The following is a 21,638-nucleotide window of genomic DNA, read 5'->3' on the forward strand; positions in this document are numbered from 1 at the left end:
CATGAACTGCCAGGAACTCGAACGGCTTCTGTACCCGTATCTCGACGGCGAATTTCAGCCGGAGGAGCGGGTCGACCTCGAATCCCACCTCACCACGTGCGCCGCTTGCCAGGGGCGCGTCGAGGATGAGCGGAACATGCAGTTGGCCCTTCGCAGGGCCGCCCGTCACTCCGTGAAGCAGATGCGCGCGCCGGACTCCCTGCGCGCGGGTATCGCCCGGGGGCTCCACCAGGAACACCGTCGCGCCCAGTACGGCGTCTGGTTGCGCGCGGGCGCCGTCGCGCTGGTGGTGGTGACGGTGACGGGGGGCTGGTCCACGTATCAAGCCGGGCAGCGGCAGCGGCAGGCCCGGGAAGAGATCATCAAGCGCCACTCGCGCGGACTGCCGTTTGAAATCGCCTCGTCCGCGCCCGAGCAGTTGGAGACCTGGTTCAAGGGCAAGGTGGACGCGCGCGTCGCCCTTCCCCAGCTCCCCAAGGCGAAGCCCCTGGGTGGCCGCATCTCCATCCTCAACGGCCGGGAAGTCGCGTACATCAGTTACGAGACGCTCCCCGACGACGGCGAGCCCACGCGCCGCCTGGGCGTCTTCGTGCTCCCCGACGAGGATGGCCCCCGGCCCCAGGCGCTGCCCGCGGTGGAAGTCGACTCCGCGCAGGGCTTCAACATCGTCACCTGGCGGGACCACGAAATCGTCTACGAGATGGTCACCGACATGGACGAGCGCGACATCCTCCGCATGCTGGATGAGCGCGAGCACGGCACCACGGTGGCGAGCACGCCTCGGACGCTCGAATCCGCTGACGGGAATTACTCGTATCAAACACTCCCGCGGCCCCAGCGCTCCCGTCCCGCCGTCTCCGCCGAGCCCGCTTCGTATCCCTGAGCAGAAGCGCGCGGCATCCCCTCGTGTTCGAAGCGCCTCACGTGAGTCGCGCTGGAAGCGGCCGCCCGGCTGCCCGGCGAGCGGAATTCCGTGCGGCCCGAACATTTGACGGTCCCTGACATGGCCGATAGCCTCGATGGCACTTCTTTCCTCGCGTGCCACCGTCACTCGTGGCGCCCGCGCGCGCCGCACCCAGGTCGGGCCGTTCCTACATGTCCAAGAAAATCCTGATCGTCGAAAAGAGCGACACCGCCCTCGCCGCCACCCTGCGGCCCGTCCTGGAAGGACGGGGCTTCACGGTGGACGACACCGCCGACGGCAAGGGCAGCGTGGAGCAGATTCGCCGGGACCGGCCCGACCTCGTCGTGCTGGCCGTGGAGCTGTCCGCCGGGCAGAACGGCTACCTCATCTGCGGCAAGCTGAAGAAGGACGATGACCTCAAGAACGTCCCCATCGTCATCATCGGCAACCCGGATGGTTTCGCGCAGCACCGCAAGCTGAAGGCGCACGCGGACGAGTACGTGGCCATGCCGGTGGACGCGCAGCTCCTCACGGACCGCGTGGGTGCGCTGATTGGCTTCCCGGAGCTGCCCGTCTCCGAGGACGTCGTGGACGAGAGCCTCACCCTGGACGCGCTCGGCGATGAGCCGATGACGGCGGACTTCGGCGAGGAGATCTCCGTGGACACGGGCGAAGAGGAGCCCGCTGTCGCCGGCGAGGAGCTGGACCTGGACGCGGCCTTCAACGACATGTCCTCGCCCGAGCCGGAGCCCGCCGCGCTCGTGGAGGAGGAGCCCGTCGAGGCGCCTCCCGACGCCGTCGTGGAGGGCGTGGAGGAGGACTTCTCCACCCTGGACTCGCTCGGCTCGGACGCGGATGACGCCCTGGACGCGCTGGATGACTCGGAGAAGACGGTGGTGGGCTTCATGCCCGTCCCCGCCGCCGCGCCGCCGCCCCCGCTGAGGGTCATCGAGCCGGCCCGGCCCGCCACCCCGCCTCCCGCGCGCACCCCGCCGCCCGCGCCTTCCCGCCCCACCACTCCGCCCGTGGCCGCCACTCCGGCCGCCCCCGTCACGTCCGCCGCCGACGCCGCCGAGCTGCGCAACCTGCGCGCGAAGGTCGCCGAGCTCCAGGCGTCGCTCGAGGACTCGCGTGGCGTGGCCGCGCAGGCCGAGGACCGGGTGCGTGAGCTGGAGTCCGAGCTGGAAGGCAAGGCCACCGAGTTGGAGACCGCGCGCGCGTCCGTCGGGAAGAACGACAAGGACACCTTCGCCCTGCGCGACGCCGTCAACAAGCGCGACAAGGAAATCCTGCGCCTGAAGACGGAGCTGAACCAGAAGGACCAGGAGATCGTCGAGCTGAAGGACCAGCACCTGGAGCTGGAGCAGAAGTCCAGCACGTCCGAGTCGGAGATGGCCCGGCGCGACGCGCAGATCAAGACGCTCACCACGCGCGCGGACACGCTCGCCGCGGAGCGCAAGCGCGTGGACCAGCAGCTCGCCACCTCCAAGGACGAGGCGCGCGGCGCCACCGCCAGGCTGGCCACCGTCCAGGAGGAGCTGGATCAGCAGGCCGCGCAGGTCGCCGGACTCAACGCGGAGCTGGAAGAGCTGCGCAACCGCACCGGCCAGCTCGAGGCGGATGTGCAGGCCGCGCACGAGGAGGCCGAGGGCCTTCGCGCCCAGGTGGACACGGCGCAGCGCGAGGCCGAGGAGCTGCGGGGCCAGTTGGAGCAGACCCAGTCGGAGCTGTCCGAGCAGGGCACCCGCGCGGCGGACGAGGCGGAGGAGCTGCGCAAGCGCATCTCCGAGCTGGAGGCCACCGCGGTCCGCAACGAGGAGCGCGTGACGAAGCTCTACGCGCGCATCAAGAACGACGAGAAGCTGCGCGAGAAGACGAAGAAGGCGCTCGTCATCGCCCAGCAGCTCCTGGAGGAGCCCGCCTCCGCCGTGGCCGACGCCGACGAAGCGGCGGCCTGAAGCAGCTGAACGCCCCGGGTCCACCCGGGGCGGTTGAACCTCGGGGGTCGAGCCTCCCGTCTGGAAGGCTCCCCCACCCCGCGCCTACTTGTCCTCGGTCTTCTTGGGCGTGGTCTTCTTCTCCAAGAGCTTCTTGGCGAATGCCTGCACCGCCGCGGGCACGTTCTTGTCGCGGCTCAGGTCCTTGATTTCGTTGTCGCGCAGCGAGTTGAGGAACTTCATGGTGACGGTGAGCGGCACCTTGGGGTTCTTCACCAGGGCCAGCCGCACCTTCATGTTCTTCGTCCACTCGCGGTTGTTGTAGATGACGCGCAGGACGTCATCCATCATCGCGCGGTTGGCCGCGAAGGACAGCACCTCGCCGTCGGTGATGCGCGGGCTGCGGACGACGGCCACGGCCACCAGCTTGTTCGTCTCGCGGATGAGCGCCGTGCGGGCTTCCTTGTTGCCCAGCGTCGCCAGCTTGATCTTCTCCGCGATGGACATCTTCATCAGCCGCTGCGCCAGCGTCAGCCGCTTGCCCTCCTCCAGCGGCGCGGCGTTCTCGTCCGCCACCTCGCCCCCCATCTCCTGGAGGAGCTGATCCGCGGTGGGGCCCGGGTCCGGCGGGGCCTCGGCGGCCTCCGGGCCGAACAGGCGCACGCGCGCGGCCTTCATCTGCGGCACGTCCGCCAGCGCCAGGCCACTGCGCACCGCGAAGTCACAGACGCTGTCGATGAGCGACACCTGCGCCTGCGCGTTGGAGCAGAGGCCGCGCAGGATGTCCTCGTGACGAAGCAAGCGAAGCTGGTTCTGGCCGATGATCTCCGCCAGCTTCGCGCCACAGTCGCGCGCCACCACCGCGACGGCGTCGTCGGGCGTGCTGGCGTTGAGGATGAGCATCTCCGCGTAGGCGGCCTTCTCCTTCAGGAGGCCCAGGAAGAAGCCCAGCACCTGCGGCTGCACCTCCTCGTCGCGCAGCGCGGAGCCGAGAATCCTGTCCGGAAGGCCCGCGGACGTCTTCGCCGCCGTCTCCCGCACGGCCTCGTCCGGGTCGAACGTCAGCATGAACAACGCGCCCAGCATGTCCGACGGGCTGAGCGGAACCAGCGACTTGGCGGCCATCATCCGCAGCGGCACCGGCGCGGCCGGGTCCACGTGCTTGCGCAGGTTGGGCGGCATGAACTCCGCGTTGAAGGGGCAGCCCGGAGGCGGTGCTGGGATGTTGCTGGGGGCGGCGGCGGTCATGTCGCGTGGTTCCTTCCGTAGATGATGCGAAGGCCCTCGAGCGTGAGGAGCTCGTCCACTTCGTGGATGGCCTTGGATTCACTGGCCACCAGGGGAGCCAGGCCCCCGGTGGCGACGACCTTCACGGGCTGGCCCAGGTCGGCCTGCATGCGCGCGCAGATGCCGTCCACCAGCCCGACGTAGCCGTACACGAGGCCCGACTGCATGGAGTGCACCGTGTTGCGGCCGATGACGTGCGGCGGCCGGGCGAACTCCACGCGCGGCAGCTTGGAGGCGTTCTGGAACAGGGCCTCCATGGAGATGTTGATGCCGGGGCAGATGCAGCCGCCCAGGTACTCGCCCCGCGCCGACACCGCGTCGAACGTCGTGGCGGTGCCGAAGTCCACGACGATGACGGCGGAGCGGTGCTTCTCGTACGCGGCCACCGCGTTGACGATGCGGTCCGCGCCCACCTCGCGGGGGTTGTCGTAGAGGATGGGCATGCCCGTCTTCACGCCCGGCCCGACGAACATGGGCCGCATCCGGAAGTAGCGCTCGCTCATCTTCTCCATGCTGAACTGGAGCGGCGGCACCACGCTGGACACGGCCACCGCGCCGACCTTCGTCGCGTCGATGCCGCTGTGGGAGAAGAGCTGGCGCACCAGGATGCCGTACTCGTCCGAGGTGCGCCGGGTGCTCGTCTCCACGCGCCAGTGGTCGAGCAGCTTGCGGCCGTCGAACACGCCGAGGACGGTGTTGGTGTTACCCACGTCGATGGCCAGGAGAATCACGGCCCGCACTCTACTCCGAAGGTGACTTGTCGAGGACCGCCTTGCCCCGCGCCTACTTCGAGCGCGGCGACTGCCGGGGCCGCAGTTGCTCCACGTCCCCCGCCAGCACGCGCTCCACCTGCCCTGACTCCGTGCGCACCAGCAGCGCCCCCGACGGGTCGATGTCCACCGCCAGGCCCCGCAGCTCGTTGCGGTCCGTACGAACCAGCACGTCCTGCCCCAGGGTGGAGGACAGCTCCTTCCAGCGGGTCCGCACCGCGTCGAAGCCCGTCTCCAGATAGAGGTCCAGCCACTCCTCCATGCGCGTCCAGAGCTGGGCGGCGAACTGGGCGCGGTTCACCCGCTCACCCCGGGCCAGCGACAGTGAGGTGGCCGTCTCCCGCAGCTCCTCCGGGAAGTGCTCGGCCTGGCAGTTGAGGTTGACCCCCACTCCAACGATGACGAAGTGGACCCGCTCCGGCTCGGCCGACAGCTCGGTGAGGATGCCCGCGACCTTGCGCCCCGAAATCTGGACGTCGTTGGGCCACTTGATGGCGGCGTCGGTACCGGCCTCGCGCAGCGTCTCCGCCAGCGCCACGGCGGCCACCAGCGTCAGCTCCGGGGCCCGCTGGGGCGGCAGCTCCGGACGGAGGATGGCGGAGAAGTACAGGTTGAGCCCCGGCGGGGACACCCAGACCCGTCCCCGGCGGCCCTTGCCCGAGGTCTGCTGCTCGGCGACGACGACTTCGCCGTGCTCGGCCCCGTCCTGGGCCAGGCGGAAGGCCACCTCATTGGTGGAGCCCAGGACCGCGTGGTGGTGGAGGGTACGACCCAGGTCATGGGTCTCCAGCAGCGGCGCCACCTCCAGCGAGGTGAGTCGGTCTGGCACTTCCACCAACCGGTAGCCCCGGGCGGGGATGGCCTCGATGCGGTAGCCCTTGGTGCGCAGGGCTTCCACGCGTTTCCAGACGGCCGTGCGGGAAAGGCCCAGCTTGCCCGACAGGGCCTCGCCAGAGGTGTAGTCGTCACCACTCTCGGAGAGGAACCCCAGGATGAGTTCCTCTTGCGTCTGCTCAGTCGATTCCACGGGCACGGCGGCACCTCGCACGAGGCGCAAGGGTACGGACCGGCGGACGGGCTTTCAACTCGCCCGCCCCAACGCCTGCCCCTCCCTGTTCACCAGTCGGGCGGTCAGCCGGCGGGCGGGGTGCTTGCCCCAGAGGGACGGCTGCCCTCCAGTTCGTACTTCGTCAGCTCCAGGCGCGTCTGGGGGATGCGCTGGCTCGCCGTCTCCAGCGCGGTCTCCAGGAGCACCATGCCCACCCCTGGGGCGAACGTCATGGTGTTGATGAGCGTGGCCTGGGCATCCACCCGGTTGCGCCCCTCCACCTGGATGCAGGACGGGAAGCTGCCCGCGGGTGTGTCACACGAGCCCCCGGCCTGGACAATCTGGTAGCGCTCCGTGGAGGACACCGACACCACGTTCGTCCACGCGTGGCCCGTCTCCAGGGGCCCTCGCAGCAGGTAGCGCTTGGGGTCTCTCAGGCCATAGGCGTCCACGGCCAGCTGCCCACCCTGGTTGTCGTGGAAGTAACCCTCCTCCTGCTTGAGGATCTCCACGGTGACGAGCTTGTCGGCGCGACCGTTGACCCGGTACGTCCACCGGTTGCCCACCGCGAGCGGGTAGTAGTCCGAGACGTCGCCAGACGCGGACTGCTTCTCCGGCTCCGCCTCCACCCGCTTGGAGCAGCCGCTCCCCAGCATCAGGGCGGCCAGAAGGACGGCGCCACCCACTCCGAACGAACGCGTCATCTCGATGTCAGTCCGCGTGGTCCCGACCACGCGCCTCCGCGGTGATGTGCTTGCGTGATGCGTAGAGCGTCTCCAGGGCCTGCTGCGCCGCGGCTTGCACGGCGGGCGCGTCATGCCCCTGGGCCACCGTATACAGGTACGCCTCCGCCTCGGGGCCACCAATCTCCCCCACGGCGAAGACCAGCTCCTGCACGAAGCCGTTGTCGCGTCCCCGCGCCAGGTCAATCAGCGCAGGCACGGCGACGCGCGCCTTCATCTCCACCAGCGCGCCAATCGTCTTGCGCAGGACGTCCCCGTCGGAGGACTCCTTCAGCCGATCCATGAGCAGCGGCGCGGCGGCGGGGTGCTGACGCTCGGCCAGCGTGCGCAGGGCGAACTCGCGCACGCGCGTGTCATCCGCGCGCAGCTCCTGCACCAGCACCTCATCGGTGCGATCCAGCGCGGACAGCTGCATCACCGCCGAGTCCGTCACCTGCCGCAGCACGGACTCCAGCGCGGTGCGCATGGCGGCCTGTCGTCCGGAGGGCGAGTCCTCCAGCACCGGCGCCTCGCCCAGGCCCACCACCTCGTAGTGCTGCGGCAGCTCACCGCCGAAGCGCTCCAGCACGAGGTTGGCGCCCACCTCGGCGTAGCTGCGAGGGTCCCCGTCCTTCAGCACCTCGCGCGTGAAGGGGACATCCAGCGTCAGGCGCCAGGGACGCACCTCGCGGGGCCCCTCCTCGCCCTTCAGCTCGAAGCGACGGGAGGACCTCAATGCCTGGGTGAACAACGTCGCGACACCCTCGGGCGCGAGTCCCAGCAGGGCGTTGTCCCGCACCGTGGCGCCGGACACATCCACCGGCGCCACCGGGTAGCTTGGCGCCTGCGACCGGCAGGCGCCAAGGAGGACGACGCAGATGGCGAGCATCAAGGCCGGCTTCATCGCTCCCCCAGGCTAACACCCGGGGACAGCCCGTGCCGGCCAATCCCACCCTCCGCGACGAACCGTGTCAGCCCTCTCCCCCTTCGGACGGACTCCGAGCCGGAAGAGGCGCAGCCTCTCGCACCTCGTGCGACTCACCCGCCTGCGTCGACTCGGTGGCCGGCGGGGGCGGAGGAACATCCCGATGAGACTCCGTGGGCGAGGCCTCGGCGGCGGGAGCAATGCGCCCCTCCTCCGTGGACTCGACGCCAACCTGGGGCGCGGCGACAGCCTCCTCTTCGGAGACCCGCGCCGGAGCGGCGACGGTCTCGCCCTGGGTGTCGGCTCCCGCCTCGCCCTGAGGCGCGGCGGTGGCTTCGCCCGAAGGCGCGGCCTCGCCCGGAGCGACGGCCCCTGCTTCGCCCTGGGGCGCGGCGCCGGCCTCACCCGTAGGCGCGGCACCGGCCTCGCCCGTAGGCGTGGCACCCGCCTCGGTGCCCCGATTGCCACGGCCGCGGCGACCCCGACGACGGCGGCGGCGGCGCTTGCGGTCACCCTGCGCGGCATCGCCGCCTTCCGCGGCTCCGCCCTCGGGACGCGCACCCACGAAGGCGCTCGCGGCCTCGAGGTCGTCGTCCTCGTCGTCATCCCCGTCATCGCCCTCCTCGTCCTCGGCCCCCGTGGACTGCGGCGGGGACACGGGCGCGGCGGGGAAGCTCTCACGGCCCTCGGCGGCGGACTCTCCGCCTCCGCGTGCCTCGGCTCCCTCGGAGGAGACCTCGACCTCGTCACTCGGGCGGGCCTCGCGCTGCTTGTCGCGGTCTCGCTCGCGCTCCCGGCGACGCTTCTCGCGGGGAGGACGCTCCGGCCGCTCCGACGACGCGGCGGCGGCAACCTCCGGGGACTCGTCGTCGCGCGTCTGCTTCTCGCGCTGACGCTCCTCGCGGCGCTTCTGGGCCTCCTCGGCGTCCAGCTTCGCGGCCTCGAAGAAGGTCTCGTCGACCTCGTACAGCTCCACCCGGGTGATGGTGACGGCCGTCTCGGCCTCGAGGAACTTCTCACCCAGCGCGTCGCCACACCACAACATCACCAGCGAGCCGCTGGCCTGGGCCTCCGTGCGCGCATCCCCGCGCACGTCACCCGCGCTCACCAGCAGACCCACCTGCGCCGAGTAGTGGCTCAGGTCGCGACGCAGCTCCTGCACCGACTTGCGGTCGATGGCGGGCGCGCCCTTCAGCATGCGCACCGCGTAGCGAAGCTCCACGCTGCCCTCGCGCTTGCGCGCCGTGAGCAGGGGGCCTTCCTTGGAGCGCTTGGCCACCTTCAGCTCGCGGAAGCCCAGCCCGTGCATCATCTTCACCACGGACTTCTCGAAGGTGCCCACGTCCGCTTCGCCCAGGCGCTTGCGCAGCCCGCGCGCCACGGCACGGCGTGCATCCTTGAGCGACGTGCGCAGCGTGGCGAGCAGCGCGGCGTCGACCACCGGCTCTCCCGCCGCCGCCGTGGCCGCCGTACGGGCCAGCACCGGACGCCCGGCCTCCAGGGGAATGCCCAGCGCCTGCGCGAACGCGGCCTGCAGCTCCAGCGACGGAGCCTCGCTCGGCGAACCCGCGCGCTCCAGCGTCACCTCTCCGGAGTCCTTGTTGAACGCGTACTGCGGACGCCGACCCGCGTCGATGCGACGCTGGTTGTCCTCCAACAGCGCCGTGAGCACCGCCTCCACCGTGAGGTCCTCGGCGCACAGCTCCTTGCTCCGAGCGCGCTCGATGATGACCTCCGTGCGCAGCCCGGCTTCGGCGTCGCTGAGGATTTCGAACACCACCTCGGGCAGCGGCGGGAAGCGCTTGCGCTTTCCACCCCGCTCCTCGTCCTCGTCCCTCCGGCGCTTGCGCTCGCTGCCTCTGCCCGCCGCACGCACATTGTCCGTGCGCGGCTCCGGATGCCGCTCCGCTGGACGCAGCGGCGGCAAGTCCTCTTCCGGATTCGGCTCGATTACGCCAGTCTGCGCCAGGGCCTCCACATCCTCGGGAATCGACCAATCCACCAGCGCGAAGGTGTCCTTCGCGGTCACAATCACCTTGCGGTCCCTCGTGCGACGCGCCATGGCGGCGAGACGCGAGAGCATCGTCACCTCAGGCGTCTTGCCGACGTGGGAGAGCAGGCTTTGTTGGATGGACTTCTCGGTGATTTCAAGGAAGTGGAGGGGACGACCTTCGCTCTCCAGGATTCGGAGCGCGGCCTCGTAAAATGTCATCGAGTATTCCCCAAGAATTCCGAACGGTTACAAAAATGTAGGTCCGTATGGGCGGCGGATGCTAGCCATCGGTAAACTGGCTTGTCAACGAACCGAAGATGACCCGCATACGCATCGGACAGCGTTGGAAACGCGAACCCTCGGCCTCCCCGCTGGATTCCATCGCACTGGAACTGGATGGAGTGGACCTGCTGTCCGGCGCGGTGGAGGAGTCCTTAGCAGAAGTCGTTCCCGCTTTGGTGCGCGCCGTGGCCTCCTTGCATACAGGGGGGCGTGGGCTGGCCCAGGTTTCCCTGGCGGAGGCCCACCTGGAGCTGGTGCTCCGGAGGGTCGGCGCGGAGGTGGAGCTCCTCGTGGCGAGCCTCGCCCGCCCCGCCCGGCTGATGCGCCCCCCCGTGCGGGTGGACGCCGAGGAGCTGACGGAGGCGGTCCGGGGCACCGGCGCGCGATTCCTGTCGGACGTCACCCGGGTGGCGCCCCGAGCAGTGTCCGGGCCCCTGGCCCAGGCCCTGGCGGAGCCCCTGAAACAGCTCGGTCGCCCGGCGAGGCCCCCGGAGGAAGAGCCCGCCCGCCCGTCGGTGAAGCGGGTGGAGCCGCCTGAAACACCCGGTTTCGGCTTCGAGCTGAAGGACGCCGGCGCGCGAGCCAGTCGCGAGGGAGGCAAGCGGGGCGCGTCCGGAACCCTGGCCTCCCTGTTGGGCGCCGGTGAGGTGTGGCTGGCGCTGCCCGGCCGGCCGGACGCGTGGAAGGTGCAGGCCCCGCCGTTCCTCACCGTGCTGGAGCTGTCGCGGCAGGCGGTGGAGCTGACCCGGGCGGTGGAGCTGGGGGAGGCGCGCTTCGAATTGGAGCCCGCGGGCGCCCGGACTCCGCTGCTTCTGGACCTCCAGACGGGCAAGGCCCGGACGGGGCGCACCGGAGCCCCCTTCGCGCTGACCGGCGGCACCCTGGCCACCGCCCTCTTCCATTTGGGTGAGGCGCTCGCCGCCGCGTTCGCGGAGGAAGACCGCGCACAGGTGAGCAACCCCTATCTGGTGGAGCTGGCGGACCGGTGCCGGGAGGGCCTGTCCCACCTGCGCGGCGCGGTGGAGCCCCCGGAGCAGACCGGCGCGGCCCGCGAGAAGCGGACGAGGACGGCGGAGAGCGTGTCGAAGCCACTCAAGGTGCCCGGTCGACTGCGGCGGCTGCGGTTCGACCGCTTGTGGGAACAGCGCGGGCTGGAGGACGCGGAGGAGTCCCGCCTGTTGCTGGGGCGCCATGGGCCCGTGTGCTGCGCGCCCCAGGCGGCGGTGGCCTTCTCGCGCAAGGACGGCTCGCGACTGTGGAAGCGGGCGGCGGCGCTGGGCGTGGCCGCGTCGGCGGATGGGCACGCGGTGGCGGCGGACCTGTCGCGCGTGTACGGCTTCACGGGCCGGGGCACGGGTGCGCGCTGGCTGCATGACCACGATGGCATCCCCCTCGGGCCGTTGCTGCTGCGCAAGGACGGGCTGCTGCTCACGCTCTCCGAGGACCGCACCGTGGTCGCCTTCGCCGAGGCCACCGGACGAGAGGTGTGGCGGCTTGCGCCTCCCCGCACACAGCGAAGCTGGCTGACGACGCAGGGACACCGGGCCCTGGTGACGACGGACTCCGGCTACGTCTACGGGTTGGACCTGGAGGACGGTCAGGTGCGCTACCGCATGCGCGCGCCCATGCCCTTCCATGGCGCCCCCGTGCCGTGGGGACGGCGCTTCCTGGCGCTGCTGGGACGCGGCTCACACTGGGCCCTGCTGCTGGCGGACGCGCACACGGGCGAGGCGGCGTGGACGCACGAGCCCAACCTCACCCACCCCTCCGCGCCGCTGCCCGTGGGCTCGCGGGTGTTCATCGCGGGAGAGCGCGAGCGCGAGGGCATGTTGCTGTGCCTGGACGCCAAGGGACAGCGGGTGTGGGAACGGCCGCTGAACCTGGGGCCGGGCCCCTATGCGCTGTCGCCCCTGCCGCGCGCGGTGGTGGTGACGAGCGCCTCTGGCGCGGCGGCACGGGTGGCCGCGTCGGGCACGGTGGACTGGCGCGTGGGGGCCGCCGGAGAGCCCCTCATCGGCGCGCTGCCGGCACGCACCGCGCGAGGCGTCACGCTGCTGGCCGGCGAGAAGGTGCGCGCGGTGGACCCTCGCGGGGGCCAGGTGCTGGCGGAGGTCCGCGCCGGGCTGGGGCTCGTCGCGCTCCAGGCGGACGTGCGCCTCAACCTCTACTTCCTGGACGACACCGGCACGCTGTCCGCGTACCGGCTCGGCTCCCACTTCACCGTCGTGGAGTGAGGGCGCGAAGTCCCACCGCGCCCCCTCCTCCCCAAGGCCGCTAGTTCGCGGCGGCCTTCTTGCTCGGGTCGATCTCGTCCTCGGGGCGCTCTTCCTGCGTGGCGCCTTCCCACGTCTCGCCCGCACCCAGCTTCCACTCGGAGGGCACGTCCAGCTTCCACACGTAGGAGGCCGTGGCGTCACCGCCCGAGGCCGCGCGCGAGGAGATGTTGATGGTCATGTCCATCTTCGCCACCTCGATGGGCATCAGGTCCAGGTCGTAGTGGCCCAGCACCATCTGCGGAGGGAACTCCGCGATGAAGCGCTCCGGGTGGTCGACCTTCATCGACGGGTCGCTCCCGCGCATCTCGCCCAGGAGCTTCCCCTTCGCGTCGGTCAGCTTCCACACCGTGTCGAACGAGGCGCTGGTGATCATCTTCCGCACCTTGCCCTCGTCCTTCAGCGTCCGCTGCGCGCCCCACAGCGCGAGCTGCAAGCGCACCTGGGGCTTGCCCATCACCATGATGACGTCCGAGGACACGACATCCAGCCGCATGCCCTTGTCCGTGGCCGTCCACACCGGGCGGTAGCGCCCCTCGCGCAGACTGTCGAAGACCTTGCGCGTGTAGTCGTAGAACGCCTTGCGATCTCCGGCGCGCTCGTCCTTGCCGCTGTCGGCGCGCTTCTCCAGCTCCTGCAGGTAGTTGTCGAAGTTCTTGTTGCCGTTGAACGCCTTCAGGTGGTCGTCCACCTGCTCAAAGTAGCTCTTGAAGAAGGGCTTCAACTCCTCGCGATACGCGTTGTCGTCAGGGTTGACCCGTATCCAGGAGACGCGCTCCAGATAGTCGGCGTGGATGCGCTGGATGTCCGCCTCACGCTGCGCCTCCTTGGTGCGGGCACTGGCGCTGCGGTAGCTCATGATGGCGCCCAGCAGCACACCAGCGACGAGGACAATGACTCCGAAATAGCGCTTCAAGCGGCAGTCTCCTGTGCGGTGGAGCAGGCAGTGATATGAAAATTCCCCAACGTGATCCAGGCCACCGGCACCCACCTGTTCAACTCGCTGCTTCCTCTGGAGGAGGGAGAGCTGTTGCGCAACCCCCAGGTGGCTTGGGAGGCCTACGGGGAACCGTGCGACGGCAAAGCGGTGGTGCTGCTGCACGACTTATCTCACTCGCACCGGGCGCTCGGGCCCGTGGAGGACTCCGCGTACCAGTCGTCGGGATGGGCGCGGGAGGTGGTGGGGCCGGGGCGGCCGTTGGACCCGGGCATCATGCCCATCGTCGTCCCGGGGCTCCTGGGCAGTCCCTTCGGGAGCACGTCACCGGCGACGGTGGACGTGGAGACGGGCGAGCGGCTGGGGCTCAACCTGCCGCCGCTCACCGTGCTCGACATGGCGCGCGGGGTGTCCGCGCTCTTGAGGGCCCGCGGGCTGAACCGCGTCCGGGGCCTGGTGGGCGTGGGGCTGGGAGGCCAGGTAGCGCTGCGACTGGCGGCCCTGTTCCCAGAGCTGTCGGACTCGGTGGTCGTCATCGGCGCGGCGCGGGCGCTGCCCGAGGGCGTGCGCGAGAAGCTGGGGCTGGCGTGGCAGTTGCTCCGCGCGGACCCGGACTTCCGCGAGGGCCTGTACGAGCCGGACGCTCAGCCTCGCAAGACGATGCGGCGACTGCGGCTGGACTTCCAGAAGCTGCTGTACGGACGGGAGTACCTGTCCCGCACCTTCCCTGACGTCGACACGGCGAAAGCCGCCCTGGACGCGGAGGCGGAGGACTTCGCCGACCGCTTCGATGCCACGTCGTGGGCCACGCTGTGCTCGGCCTACGCGGGCTGCGACGTGGCGGACTGCTTCTCGCAGATTCGCGCGCGGGTGCTGCTGCTGGCGGGGAGCTCGGACGTGCTGGCGCCGGTGAACCGGGTGCGGGACACGTACCATCTGCTGAGCGCCGCGGGCGTGAGCGCGCGGATGGTGGAGCTGCCCGGCCCCGGAGACCATGGGGCCCTGCTGACGGAGCCGGAGCGACTGCACGCGCCGCTGGGGGATTTCCTCCGGCGCGTGGGCTGAAGACGGCCCTCCGCTACTCGCGGGGCTGCGGCGCGGAGAGCTTCCCGCGCAACGCGCCCACCAGCATGCTGATGGCGATCTCGTTGTTGCCGCCGTGCGGAATGATGATGTCCGCGAAGTGCTTGGACGGCTCCACGAAGCCCATGTGCATGGGGCGCACGTGGCGCAGGTACTGGCTGACGACGTGGTCGAAGTCGCGGCCCCGGTCCTTGATGTCGCGGGTGAGGCGCCGGAGGATGCGCAGGTCATCGTCCGCGTCGACGTAGATCTTCACGTCCATCTCGTCGCGCACTTCCTTCATGTGCAGGACGAGGATGCCCTCGATGAGGATGATGTCCCCCGGGTCCACGCCCATGGTGCGGGGCTGACGCGACGAGGTGACGAAGTCATAGACGGGCTTCTGGATGGGGCGTCCGGCCTTCAGCTCCCGGAGGTGCTTGACCAGCAGGTCCGTGTCGAACGCGTCCGGGTGGTCGAAGTTCACCTCCCGGCGGTCCGCGATGGGGAGGTCCTTCAGGTCCCGGTAGTACGAGTCCTGATCGATGAAGGCCACGCGGCAGTCGGCAAGCGCCTCACGGACCTTTCGGGCGACGGTGGTCTTGCCGGACGCGGTGCCACCCGCGATGCCGATAACCAGGGGTGACGACGTCATTGCGGCGCGACCTACCCTACCGGACGGGCAGGTGCAAGGGTTCGGTCCACTCCGGGGGTGTCACCCAGGCGGATCAGCCGGTGATGGAGCCCCTCCGCCAGCAGGGCCGGGGGCACCGACTCCACCGCCCGGGGCCGGGCGGACAGCTCCCGGAGCAGCTCCGCCAGCCCCCGCGACACGCTCAACAGCTCATGTCCCGGGGACTTGCGTCGCACCGCGAAGGTCCACGGCGAGGCTCCCGGGCGCCGCGCCACCTGCGCCAGGGCCTCCAGCCCGGACAGCTCCAGCTCCCCACATGCCCACGCACGGGAGGTGAGGTGCCGGCGCACGGCCCGAGCCGCGAAGAGCAGCTCGGACAGGTCCGCCGGAAAGCTCCCGGGCCGGACCTCGTCCACCAAACCCACCTGCCCCGCCCCCGGTGCGGGCGCCGCCTTCATGAACGCGGTGGGCGCCATCATCTCCAGGCTCAGCGCGGCGGAAGCCCCGTCATCGGGCCGCTCGCGCAGCCGCCGCATCGCCCAGGTGGAGAAGGATTGCGCCAGCGAGCGCCCTCCCCCCTCGAAGAGGTTCCGGTACTCGCGCGAGCTGGTGAAGGCCACCAGGTCCTCGCGTGTTCCCGCCAGGAGCAGGCGCGACAGCGGCCAGTCCTTGTCCAGCAGCTCCGCCACCACGGCCAGCCGGAAGTCCTGGTCCGCCAGCGTGCCCTCGGGGTCCTCCGTCGCGCCCGTGGGGACCAGGCCGTGGCCCGCCTCGAACAGCTCCCAGGGGCGGCTGTCACCCGTCAGCGGGGTCGGCGTGCGAGCCTCGGGAGCGCGCAGGCGCAGCGGAGGCCGCTCTCCCGAAGGAATCATCGCGCGCAGGCGACGCAGTGACACCTGCGCCACCTCGGCGGGGTGACCATCGCCCTCGAAGGTGACGGCGCGCAGCGAAGGACAACGCGGTAGCAAGGACTCCAACAGCTTGAACAGCTCCTCGCGCACCGGCTGCGTGTGGTCATCGACGTAGAAGCCGCGAGCCCCCCTGCGCGTCACCACACCGCCCGCGATGTGGATTTCGACGACCTGCTCCAGGGGGAAGCCATCCAGTCCGGCTTCCAACGGGAGACCGGACGCAAGCTGATGACTGAAGAGGTGCCCCAGGTCGAGCAGCAGCGGCAGGCCCGTACGCGCGTGCAGCTTCGCGAGGAAGTCGAGCACGTGCCACTCGCCCCGCCGCGCCAGCACCGCGGGGTTCTCCAGCACCAGGGGCATGGAGAGGTGGGCCTGGACATGGAGCGCATGCGCCACGCAGTCGCTGAGCCCCGCCTCGTTGAAGGGAGGCGTGATGTAGAGGTAGCCCGGAAACGGCTGGCCCCCCACGTGCCACCAGCCCACGTCGTTGCCCACCCACGGGCTGCCCACGGCGCGCGCGTGCGCGTCCAGGTCCTTCAGCACGGAGACAGGCTCCAGCTCCGGCCCCCAGAGATTCAGGTGCACGGGGTGAAAGAGCACGGGCACGTCCGAGCGGCGGCTCCACATCTCGGGGAACAGCGACGCCTGGGCGCGCGCTTCGTCCAGGGACAGGGGCGCGCTGTACTCGACGAAGTCGAAGAGGCCCGGTGACGCGTCGAGCAGCCGGTAGGGCTGCGGGATGTCCGCCGCGCTCAGGTTGCTGCTCAGCCCCAGGCCCCGCCAGGGCAACGTCCATGCGTCCGAAACAGCCTGCGTCATGCGGCGGACCCTAGACCACCGCTCATCCTTTGTGTTCGGGGTTCATGGGCTGCCGAGCAAGCCACGCCAACCATCCGAGCGGCGCACCGCCGGGGTTCTCCCGTGCATACGCGTGGAACCGCTCCAGGAAGGCCCGGCGCTCGGCGATGTACGGGGCCTTGCGGCTGGTGGGGTCCGCCTCCTTGCGAAGGTCATAGCCACCGAGCCGCGTCTGGCGCGTGAGCAGCGCGTCCAGCGAGAGCCTCTCGGCATTGCGCAGCATGTCCAGCAGGCACATGAACGTGGCGGTGCGCCCCTTGCCTCCCCGACAGTGCAGGTGCACGTGCGCCCCCTCGTCCAGCGAACGCACCTTCTGGATGAAGCGCTCCACCGTCTCGTCGCGAGGCCGCGTGTGGTCGGTGACGGGCAGTCGCACGTAGCGCTCCGGCGGAAGCTCGAAGGCCCGTGCCTCGTCGCGGACATCGCGGCACTCCCACTCCGTGGAGACCAGGGGCTCACGGCGCTTCACCGTGCCGGCATCCCCCACCCTCGCCGTCCGCGACCGCGCGAGCAGCCACAGCCGGCCGGTCTCCAGCGCCAGCGACTCCTCGTCGGAAAGGCCCGCCGCGCCCCAGTTGGACTCGGCGTACCAGCTCACCGCGACGCCGTTCAGGAAGCCATGTGACTCCTGGCGCAGGTCGAACACGTGCAGCGCTTCAGCGCTCACGCCCTCGAGTCGCCGCACCAGGTCGCGAAAGCCCGCCACGGAGAGCTGGGCACTCCCCGAGCACCGCAGCTCCGAGAGACCGTGCGTGTCCAACCCCACCATGTCCGGCGGCCGCGTCGTCGTGCGCAGCAGGCGCGCCTCGTCGCCCCCGTCGTCGAGAACGAGCACCGCGGACGTCGCATCGGGAGCAAGAGGAGGTATGCGCATGGGCCTATCAGACGTGCCCTTCATCCGTGATGGGAGGAAGCCCCAGATTCGGGCCGGCAATCGCCAAGACAGGCCCGGCATTCCCCTGGGTGAGCTTATCGAACATCGAGCGGATTCTCTGAACCTCGTCGTCGCGCTTCCTCTTCTCCTCCTCGTCGGTCGTCTTGTCGGAGGAATGCGTGACCAGCCATTTGTGGAAGAGCTTCTTCATCTGGGGGTCGCCCAGGTAGTTCTGCGCGCCAATCGCGGCGGCGATATCCGACTGGAGGGTCAACCGCTGTGCGGGCTGGAGGCTGGGCGCCTGTTCCTGGTGCAGCATGAGTGCGCCCATCGACCCATCCAACAGGGGCCGAGGCACGGACTCGCCCCGGACCAGACGCTGCCACGCCGCGTACTCGCGAAGGACCTCCTGGTTCTTGTCACCAGCCCACACATCCACCTCGGTGCCCGTGCGGTCCACGTCGCCCGTCGTGCTCCACCGGGGAATGACCGAGCCCGGGCAGGCCGCGAGCACCTGCTCACGCGCCTGGGCCGTCGCCGCCTTGAGCTCCCGGCCAAGGTTCGCGCCCGTCTTCTTGTAGAGGTCGACGCAGTCCTGCCAGAACGACCGCACCTGTGTCTGTCCACCCGGTGAACGGTTCAACACGGCATTCCACACGTCGTCCCCGTCGACGCGGGGAATGGCGCTCAAATCACGGACCGTCGCGTCGGCGTGCGAGCCCTGGAAGGTCTCGAACATCGTGTGGAAGCCACTCACCCGCTTGTCGTAATACAAGCGCCAGAGCACGGCGTAGCCTGCGGAGATGACGAGCCCCAAGGGGATGTTGGCGAGCGCGGGCACCGTCGGCACGAGCGCGAGCCACGCCAGGATGCGCCCCTGGTTGTGGCCCGACGTGCCCGCGTAGAGCGGCGCGAGCATGAGTCTCGACGAGACGACGTTGGGACAGAACTCGTTGCGACTCCACCCCGTCGCGAACGGAAAGGGATTGGCCGCCGGGTTTCCGTATCCGGGGTCGTGTGGCGTCGCGCTCTGATGGACGCGCATCGACACCGGCCACCCGCCGCATCCCGCGACGTTGCCGGGGAGTCCTCCCAGCGTGGCATGGTCGAACTCCACCCGGATGTGAGCGCTGTGCGCCTTGCCACCCGGCAGGATGCGCGCCAGGTCGCTGATCATCACCTGATACCTCGCCACCGGTGGCAACATCCGCCAACGGCGGTACTCCTTGCCGCCGTCGAGCCCCTGGAAGTCAGCGATGTGTTGCGCGTTCGCTCGGGCACGCGTCGCCGGGGAGTCGTTCAGGCAGTCATGCAGCGCGCCAAGCACGCGAGTCGCCACCTGGAGCGCGGTCAGGGCCTGACCCGGGCCCGACTTCTCCAGCGCGATGCCACGAAGATAGTACGGCAGGTATTCCCACATCGAGGGAGTGGCCGTGGGCGCGGCGACCGCGGCGGCCACCGCGTCGAGCATCTGCAACTGGAGCGCGGCCAGTCCCCTGCTGCGCAGCAGTGACAACACCGAGATCTTCTCGATGGTGCGCGAGGGCCAGGAGGTGACTTCGCCGACGATGGCGCGGGCCGCTTCCGTCACGTTGCGATAGATCTGGATGCGATCCCGGCGACCCGCGACATTCAGCTCACTGAAGAAGGGCAGGTCCGCCAGGTTGTTCAGCGTCGCCTGATTGAGCCCGTGTTTGCTCCACAGCCGGTTGTACTGCTCGTCCACGGTGGAGCGGTGCGCATCGCGGCTGCCCAGGTTACCCGACAGCGGGCTCAGCCAGACCTTGAGCAGCTTCAGGTACTGCTTCTGGACCGCCTCGGTGACGAACGCCCCCGCGTTGATGGAGAAATCCAGCCCCCAGACGGTGGTGGCGCGTGCGACGAGCGCGCGGCACACGGGGTCCGCCGCCGCCACGGTGAGCAGCCGCCTTCCGAACACCTGGGGATCCGCGTCGATGGAGTACCAGGGGACGACGCGGGTGGCGTTGTTCAGCTTGGGGTAGGTCCCGGTGTAGTTCGCGATGAGGATGGCCGGATTGGCCGTGGTGATGGCGGTGTCATTACCGTCGGCGGTGTTTCTCAAGAAGATCATCATGGCGGCGTCACCCTTTTGACGTCGCCTTGAGCAAGGAGCGTACCGACACGGGAGCATGTCCCGTGCGGGCAAGGGTCCCTGACGACCGCGCCCCTGGCGTTCCAACGTGACGCGACTGCGTCTGACGGGAACGCGCGGAACCTTTCGCGCCCGCCTGCTGTCGGAGGTTCCGGCGATTCCAAGACACGGAGGCAGCAAATGAGGCGGAACCCCAGGGCCGTCATGGGTGTCGTGTGCGCACTCGCGGTGGGCAGCATGATGTTCGCGTGCCGTTCGAGCGAGGAGGCCGCCAACGCCCCGGAGAAGGCACAGGGCGACACGGACGGAGCCCCCGTCTTCGCCGACAAGGCAGGGCTGATCGTGACGCCCGAGCCCTCGAAGCAAGCGCCTGAGCCCGCGTCCGCATCGGCCCCAGCACCAGCACCCTCCTCGGCCCCGCCCTCCGCCAAGCGCAGCCACCTCAATTCGCAAGGTCTTGGCGTGTTCGGCACCGGCGCGGGCGGCGGCGGCCTGGGGAGCAGGCTGGGCCCGGCCATTGGCTCCATGGGAACGGGCTCCATCGGAACGAAGGGCCGCGGCGGAAGCAGCTCGAACTATGGCTCCGCCAAGGCCCCGTCGGGCTCCAACGGCCCACACCGAGTGCACCCCATGGCCGTCCTGGCCGGGAAACTGAACACGACGCCCGAGGAAGATCCTGCCGCCGCACAGCGCGCGGAGGCCGCACTCGACACGGTGGTGAATCCCTTCGTGACGACGCAGGAAGACCGGCTCTCCACCTTCGCGGTGGACGTGGACACGGCCTCGTACACGATGACGCGACGGGCGCTGATGGAAGGCTCACTTCCACCGCGTGACGCCGTGCGCGTGGAGGAGCTGCTCAACTACTTCCGCTACACGTATCCGGACCCTCGGCCGAGCGACGGACCCTTCGCCGTGCACATGGACGCCGCGCCGTCACCCTTCACCCCGAAGCGACACCTGCTGCGCGTGGGAGTCCAGGGCAAGCGCCTGAGCATCTCCGAGCGGAAGCCCGCGCACCTCACCTTCCTCGTGGACGTCTCCGGGTCGATGAGCTCACCGGACCGCCTGCCGCTGGCCCAGCGCGCCCTGCGCATGCTGGTGGACAACCTGCGTGACGGCGACACGGTGGCGCTCGTCACCTACGCGGGGAACGTGCGCCGGGTGCTCGGCCCCACGGGCATGGAGCGCAAGGCCCTCATCCACTCCGCCATCGAGGACCTCACCGCCGGAGGCTCCACCGCGATGGGCTCGGGCATCGAGCTCGCGTACCAGGAAGCGATGAAGACCCTGGATGGGACCTCCTTCTCGCGCGTCATCATCCTCTCGGACGGCGACGCCAACGTGGGCAGGACGTCGCACGAGGACATCCTGAAGACCATCCAGGGCCACGTGAAGGAAGGCATCACCCTCACCACCGTGGGCTTCGGCATGGGGAACTACAAGGACACCACGATGGAGCAGCTCGCGAACAAGGGGAACGGCAACTACTTCTACGTGGACTCACTGATGGCCGCGCGCCGCATCTTCCAGGAGCAGCTCGGCGGCACGCTGGAGGTCATCGCGCAGGACGTGAAGCTCCAGGTGGACTTCGACCCCGCGCAGGTCGCCCGCTATCGGCTCGTGGGCTACGAGAACCGGAACATCGCGGACCGCGACTTTCGCGACGACAGGGTGGACGCGGGCGAGCTGGGCTCCGGCCACACCGTCACCGCGCTGTACGAGCTGGAGCTGAAGCCCGGCGCGGGCGAGGCACTGGCCACCGTGCGAGTGCGCGCGAAGCAGCCGCGTGCGGTGAACGCCACCGAGCGCGCGTACCCGTTCCAGGCCCACGCACTCGCGAGCACGTTCAAGGAGGCCAGCGTCGATCTGCGCTTCGCGACGGCGGTGATGGGCGCGGCGGAGCTGCTGCGCAAGAGCCCACACGCGGAGCACTGGAGCCTGGAGACGATGCGCGACATCGCACGCGCGGCGTCACCCGCGGGCAACGCGGAGCGCGAGGAGTTCCTCACGCTGCTGGAGAAGGCCCGGCCGCTGCTGCGCGGTGTCGCCGCGCGCTGAACAGAAGCGGATGGATTCCGGCGCCCCGCGTTTCCAGGCGGGGCTCG

Annotated in this window: 16 protein-coding genes; 5 read left to right on the plus strand and 11 right to left on the minus strand. The window is 69.9% G+C overall.

Features of this window, described 5'->3' with window-relative positions:
• Position 1: 1 nt before the first annotated feature.
• Both HUA74_RS25715 and HUA74_RS25720 read left to right on the plus strand, forming a co-directional pair.
• The gene (locus HUA74_RS25715) at positions 2 to 883 is read left to right on the plus strand and encodes an anti-sigma factor (RefSeq protein WP_141648078.1); all 882 of its coding nucleotides are present in this window, start codon (positions 2 to 4) and stop codon (positions 881 to 883) included.
• 212 nt (positions 884 to 1,095) lie between these two features.
• Entirely contained in the window at positions 1,096 to 2,862 is a 1,767-nt protein-coding gene (locus HUA74_RS25720; RefSeq protein ID WP_174456660.1) for a response regulator, read from the plus strand.
• Between the two features lie 84 nt (positions 2,863 to 2,946).
• On the opposite strand, the gene HUA74_RS25725 is transcribed toward HUA74_RS25720, so the two are convergent.
• From HUA74_RS25725 to HUA74_RS25750, 6 genes are all read right to left on the minus strand, one after another.
• Complete coding sequence (locus HUA74_RS25725) at positions 2,947 to 4,089, minus strand: hypothetical protein (protein ID WP_174456661.1); 1,143 nt, start codon at positions 4,087 to 4,089, stop codon at positions 2,947 to 2,949.
• Complete coding sequence (locus HUA74_RS25730) at positions 4,086 to 4,856, minus strand: type III pantothenate kinase (RefSeq protein ID WP_141648083.1); 771 nt, start codon at positions 4,854 to 4,856, stop codon at positions 4,086 to 4,088. The genes HUA74_RS25725 and HUA74_RS25730 overlap by 4 nt, the downstream gene beginning before the upstream one ends.
• 55 nt (positions 4,857 to 4,911) lie before the next feature.
• Complete coding sequence (locus HUA74_RS25735) at positions 4,912 to 5,931, minus strand: biotin--[acetyl-CoA-carboxylase] ligase (protein ID WP_174456662.1); 1,020 nt, start codon at positions 5,929 to 5,931, stop codon at positions 4,912 to 4,914.
• A 98-nt stretch (positions 5,932 to 6,029) separates the two neighbouring features.
• Complete coding sequence (locus HUA74_RS25740; RefSeq protein WP_371745625.1) at positions 6,030 to 6,680, minus strand: hypothetical protein; 651 nt, start codon at positions 6,678 to 6,680, stop codon at positions 6,030 to 6,032.
• Positions 6,658 to 7,572, minus strand: a complete 915-nt coding sequence (locus HUA74_RS25745) for a HEAT repeat domain-containing protein (RefSeq protein WP_141648073.1) — start codon at positions 7,570 to 7,572, stop codon at positions 6,658 to 6,660. The genes HUA74_RS25740 and HUA74_RS25745 overlap by 23 nt, the downstream gene beginning before the upstream one ends.
• Before the next feature lie 67 nt (positions 7,573 to 7,639).
• Positions 7,640 to 9,805, minus strand: coding sequence for an HTH domain-containing protein (locus HUA74_RS25750; RefSeq protein WP_254625252.1), 2,166 nt, complete (start codon positions 9,803 to 9,805; stop codon positions 7,640 to 7,642).
• A 98-nt stretch (positions 9,806 to 9,903) separates the two neighbouring features.
• On the opposite strand from HUA74_RS25750, the gene HUA74_RS25755 reads away from it, so the two are divergent.
• Positions 9,904 to 12,102 (plus strand): PQQ-binding-like beta-propeller repeat protein, encoded by a 2,199-nt coding sequence (locus HUA74_RS25755; protein ID WP_174456664.1) that lies wholly within the window; start codon positions 9,904 to 9,906, stop codon positions 12,100 to 12,102.
• A 40-nt stretch (positions 12,103 to 12,142) separates the two neighbouring features.
• Here the strand turns inward: HUA74_RS25755 and HUA74_RS25760 are convergent, their stop codons facing one another.
• Positions 12,143 to 13,057, minus strand: coding sequence for a hypothetical protein (locus tag HUA74_RS25760; protein ID WP_174456665.1), 915 nt, complete (start codon positions 13,055 to 13,057; stop codon positions 12,143 to 12,145).
• Positions 13,058 to 13,108: 51 nt separating this feature from the next.
• On the opposite strand from HUA74_RS25760, the gene HUA74_RS25765 reads away from it, so the two are divergent.
• Positions 13,109 to 14,143: an alpha/beta fold hydrolase gene (locus HUA74_RS25765; RefSeq protein ID WP_174456666.1), complete on the plus strand. Its 1,035-nt coding sequence runs from the start codon at positions 13,109 to 13,111 to the stop codon at positions 14,141 to 14,143.
• A 13-nt stretch (positions 14,144 to 14,156) separates the two neighbouring features.
• Here HUA74_RS25765 and udk read toward each other — a convergent pair whose 3' ends face one another.
• Genes udk through HUA74_RS25785 form a run of 4 tightly spaced genes read right to left on the minus strand, consistent with a single transcriptional unit; the run spans position 14,157 to position 19,512 of the window.
• Positions 14,157 to 14,795 (minus strand): uridine kinase, encoded by a 639-nt coding sequence (gene udk / locus HUA74_RS25770; protein ID WP_141643739.1) that lies wholly within the window; start codon positions 14,793 to 14,795, stop codon positions 14,157 to 14,159.
• A gap of 11 nt (positions 14,796 to 14,806) precedes the next feature.
• Positions 14,807 to 16,504, minus strand: a complete 1,698-nt coding sequence (locus HUA74_RS25775) for a DUF692 family multinuclear iron-containing protein (protein ID WP_174456667.1) — start codon at positions 16,502 to 16,504, stop codon at positions 14,807 to 14,809.
• Between the two features lie 22 nt (positions 16,505 to 16,526).
• The gene (locus HUA74_RS25780; RefSeq protein WP_174456668.1) at positions 16,527 to 17,417 is read right to left on the minus strand and encodes a protein tyrosine phosphatase; all 891 of its coding nucleotides are present in this window, start codon (positions 17,415 to 17,417) and stop codon (positions 16,527 to 16,529) included.
• 7 nt (positions 17,418 to 17,424) lie between these two features.
• Positions 17,425 to 19,512: a hypothetical protein gene (locus tag HUA74_RS25785; protein ID WP_174456669.1), complete on the minus strand. Its 2,088-nt coding sequence runs from the start codon at positions 19,510 to 19,512 to the stop codon at positions 17,425 to 17,427.
• Positions 19,513 to 19,710: 198 nt separating this feature from the next.
• Between HUA74_RS25785 and HUA74_RS25790 the strand changes: the two genes are divergently transcribed.
• Complete coding sequence (locus HUA74_RS25790) at positions 19,711 to 21,591, plus strand: von Willebrand factor type A domain-containing protein (RefSeq protein WP_254625253.1); 1,881 nt, start codon at positions 19,711 to 19,713, stop codon at positions 21,589 to 21,591.
• The last annotated feature ends 47 nt before the right edge of the window (positions 21,592 to 21,638 follow it).

Source organism: Myxococcus sp. CA051A (genome assembly GCF_013336705.1).
In the GTDB taxonomy this organism is placed as follows: Bacteria; Myxococcota; Myxococcia; order Myxococcales; family Myxococcaceae; genus Myxococcus; species Myxococcus llanfairpwllgwyngyllgogerychwyrndrobwllllantysiliogogogochensis.

Excerpts from the sequence above, each read along its gene's own strand:
- HUA74_RS25775 (WP_174456667.1), bottom strand. The coding sequence starts at position 16,504 with ATGACGCAGGCTGTTTCGGACGCATGGACGTTGCCCTGGCGGGGCCTG.
- HUA74_RS25755 (WP_174456664.1), top strand. The coding sequence starts at position 9,904 with ATGACCCGCATACGCATCGGACAGCGTTGGAAACGCGAACCCTCGGCC.
- HUA74_RS25745 (WP_141648073.1), bottom strand. The coding sequence starts at position 7,572 with ATGAAGCCGGCCTTGATGCTCGCCATCTGCGTCGTCCTCCTTGGCGCC.
- HUA74_RS25790 (WP_254625253.1), top strand. The coding sequence starts at position 19,711 with ATGAGGCGGAACCCCAGGGCCGTCATGGGTGTCGTGTGCGCACTCGCG.
- HUA74_RS25720 (WP_174456660.1), top strand. The coding sequence starts at position 1,096 with ATGTCCAAGAAAATCCTGATCGTCGAAAAGAGCGACACCGCCCTCGCC.
- HUA74_RS25750 (WP_254625252.1), bottom strand. The coding sequence starts at position 9,805 with ATGACATTTTACGAGGCCGCGCTCCGAATCCTGGAGAGCGAAGGTCGT.
- HUA74_RS25715 (WP_141648078.1), top strand. The coding sequence starts at position 2 with ATGAACTGCCAGGAACTCGAACGGCTTCTGTACCCGTATCTCGACGGC.
- udk (WP_141643739.1), bottom strand. The coding sequence starts at position 14,795 with ATGACGTCGTCACCCCTGGTTATCGGCATCGCGGGTGGCACCGCGTCC.
- HUA74_RS25780 (WP_174456668.1), bottom strand. The coding sequence starts at position 17,417 with ATGCGCATACCTCCTCTTGCTCCCGATGCGACGTCCGCGGTGCTCGTT.
- HUA74_RS25725 (WP_174456661.1), bottom strand. The coding sequence starts at position 4,089 with ATGACCGCCGCCGCCCCCAGCAACATCCCAGCACCGCCTCCGGGCTGC.
- HUA74_RS25785 (WP_174456669.1), bottom strand. The coding sequence starts at position 19,512 with ATGATGATCTTCTTGAGAAACACCGCCGACGGTAATGACACCGCCATC.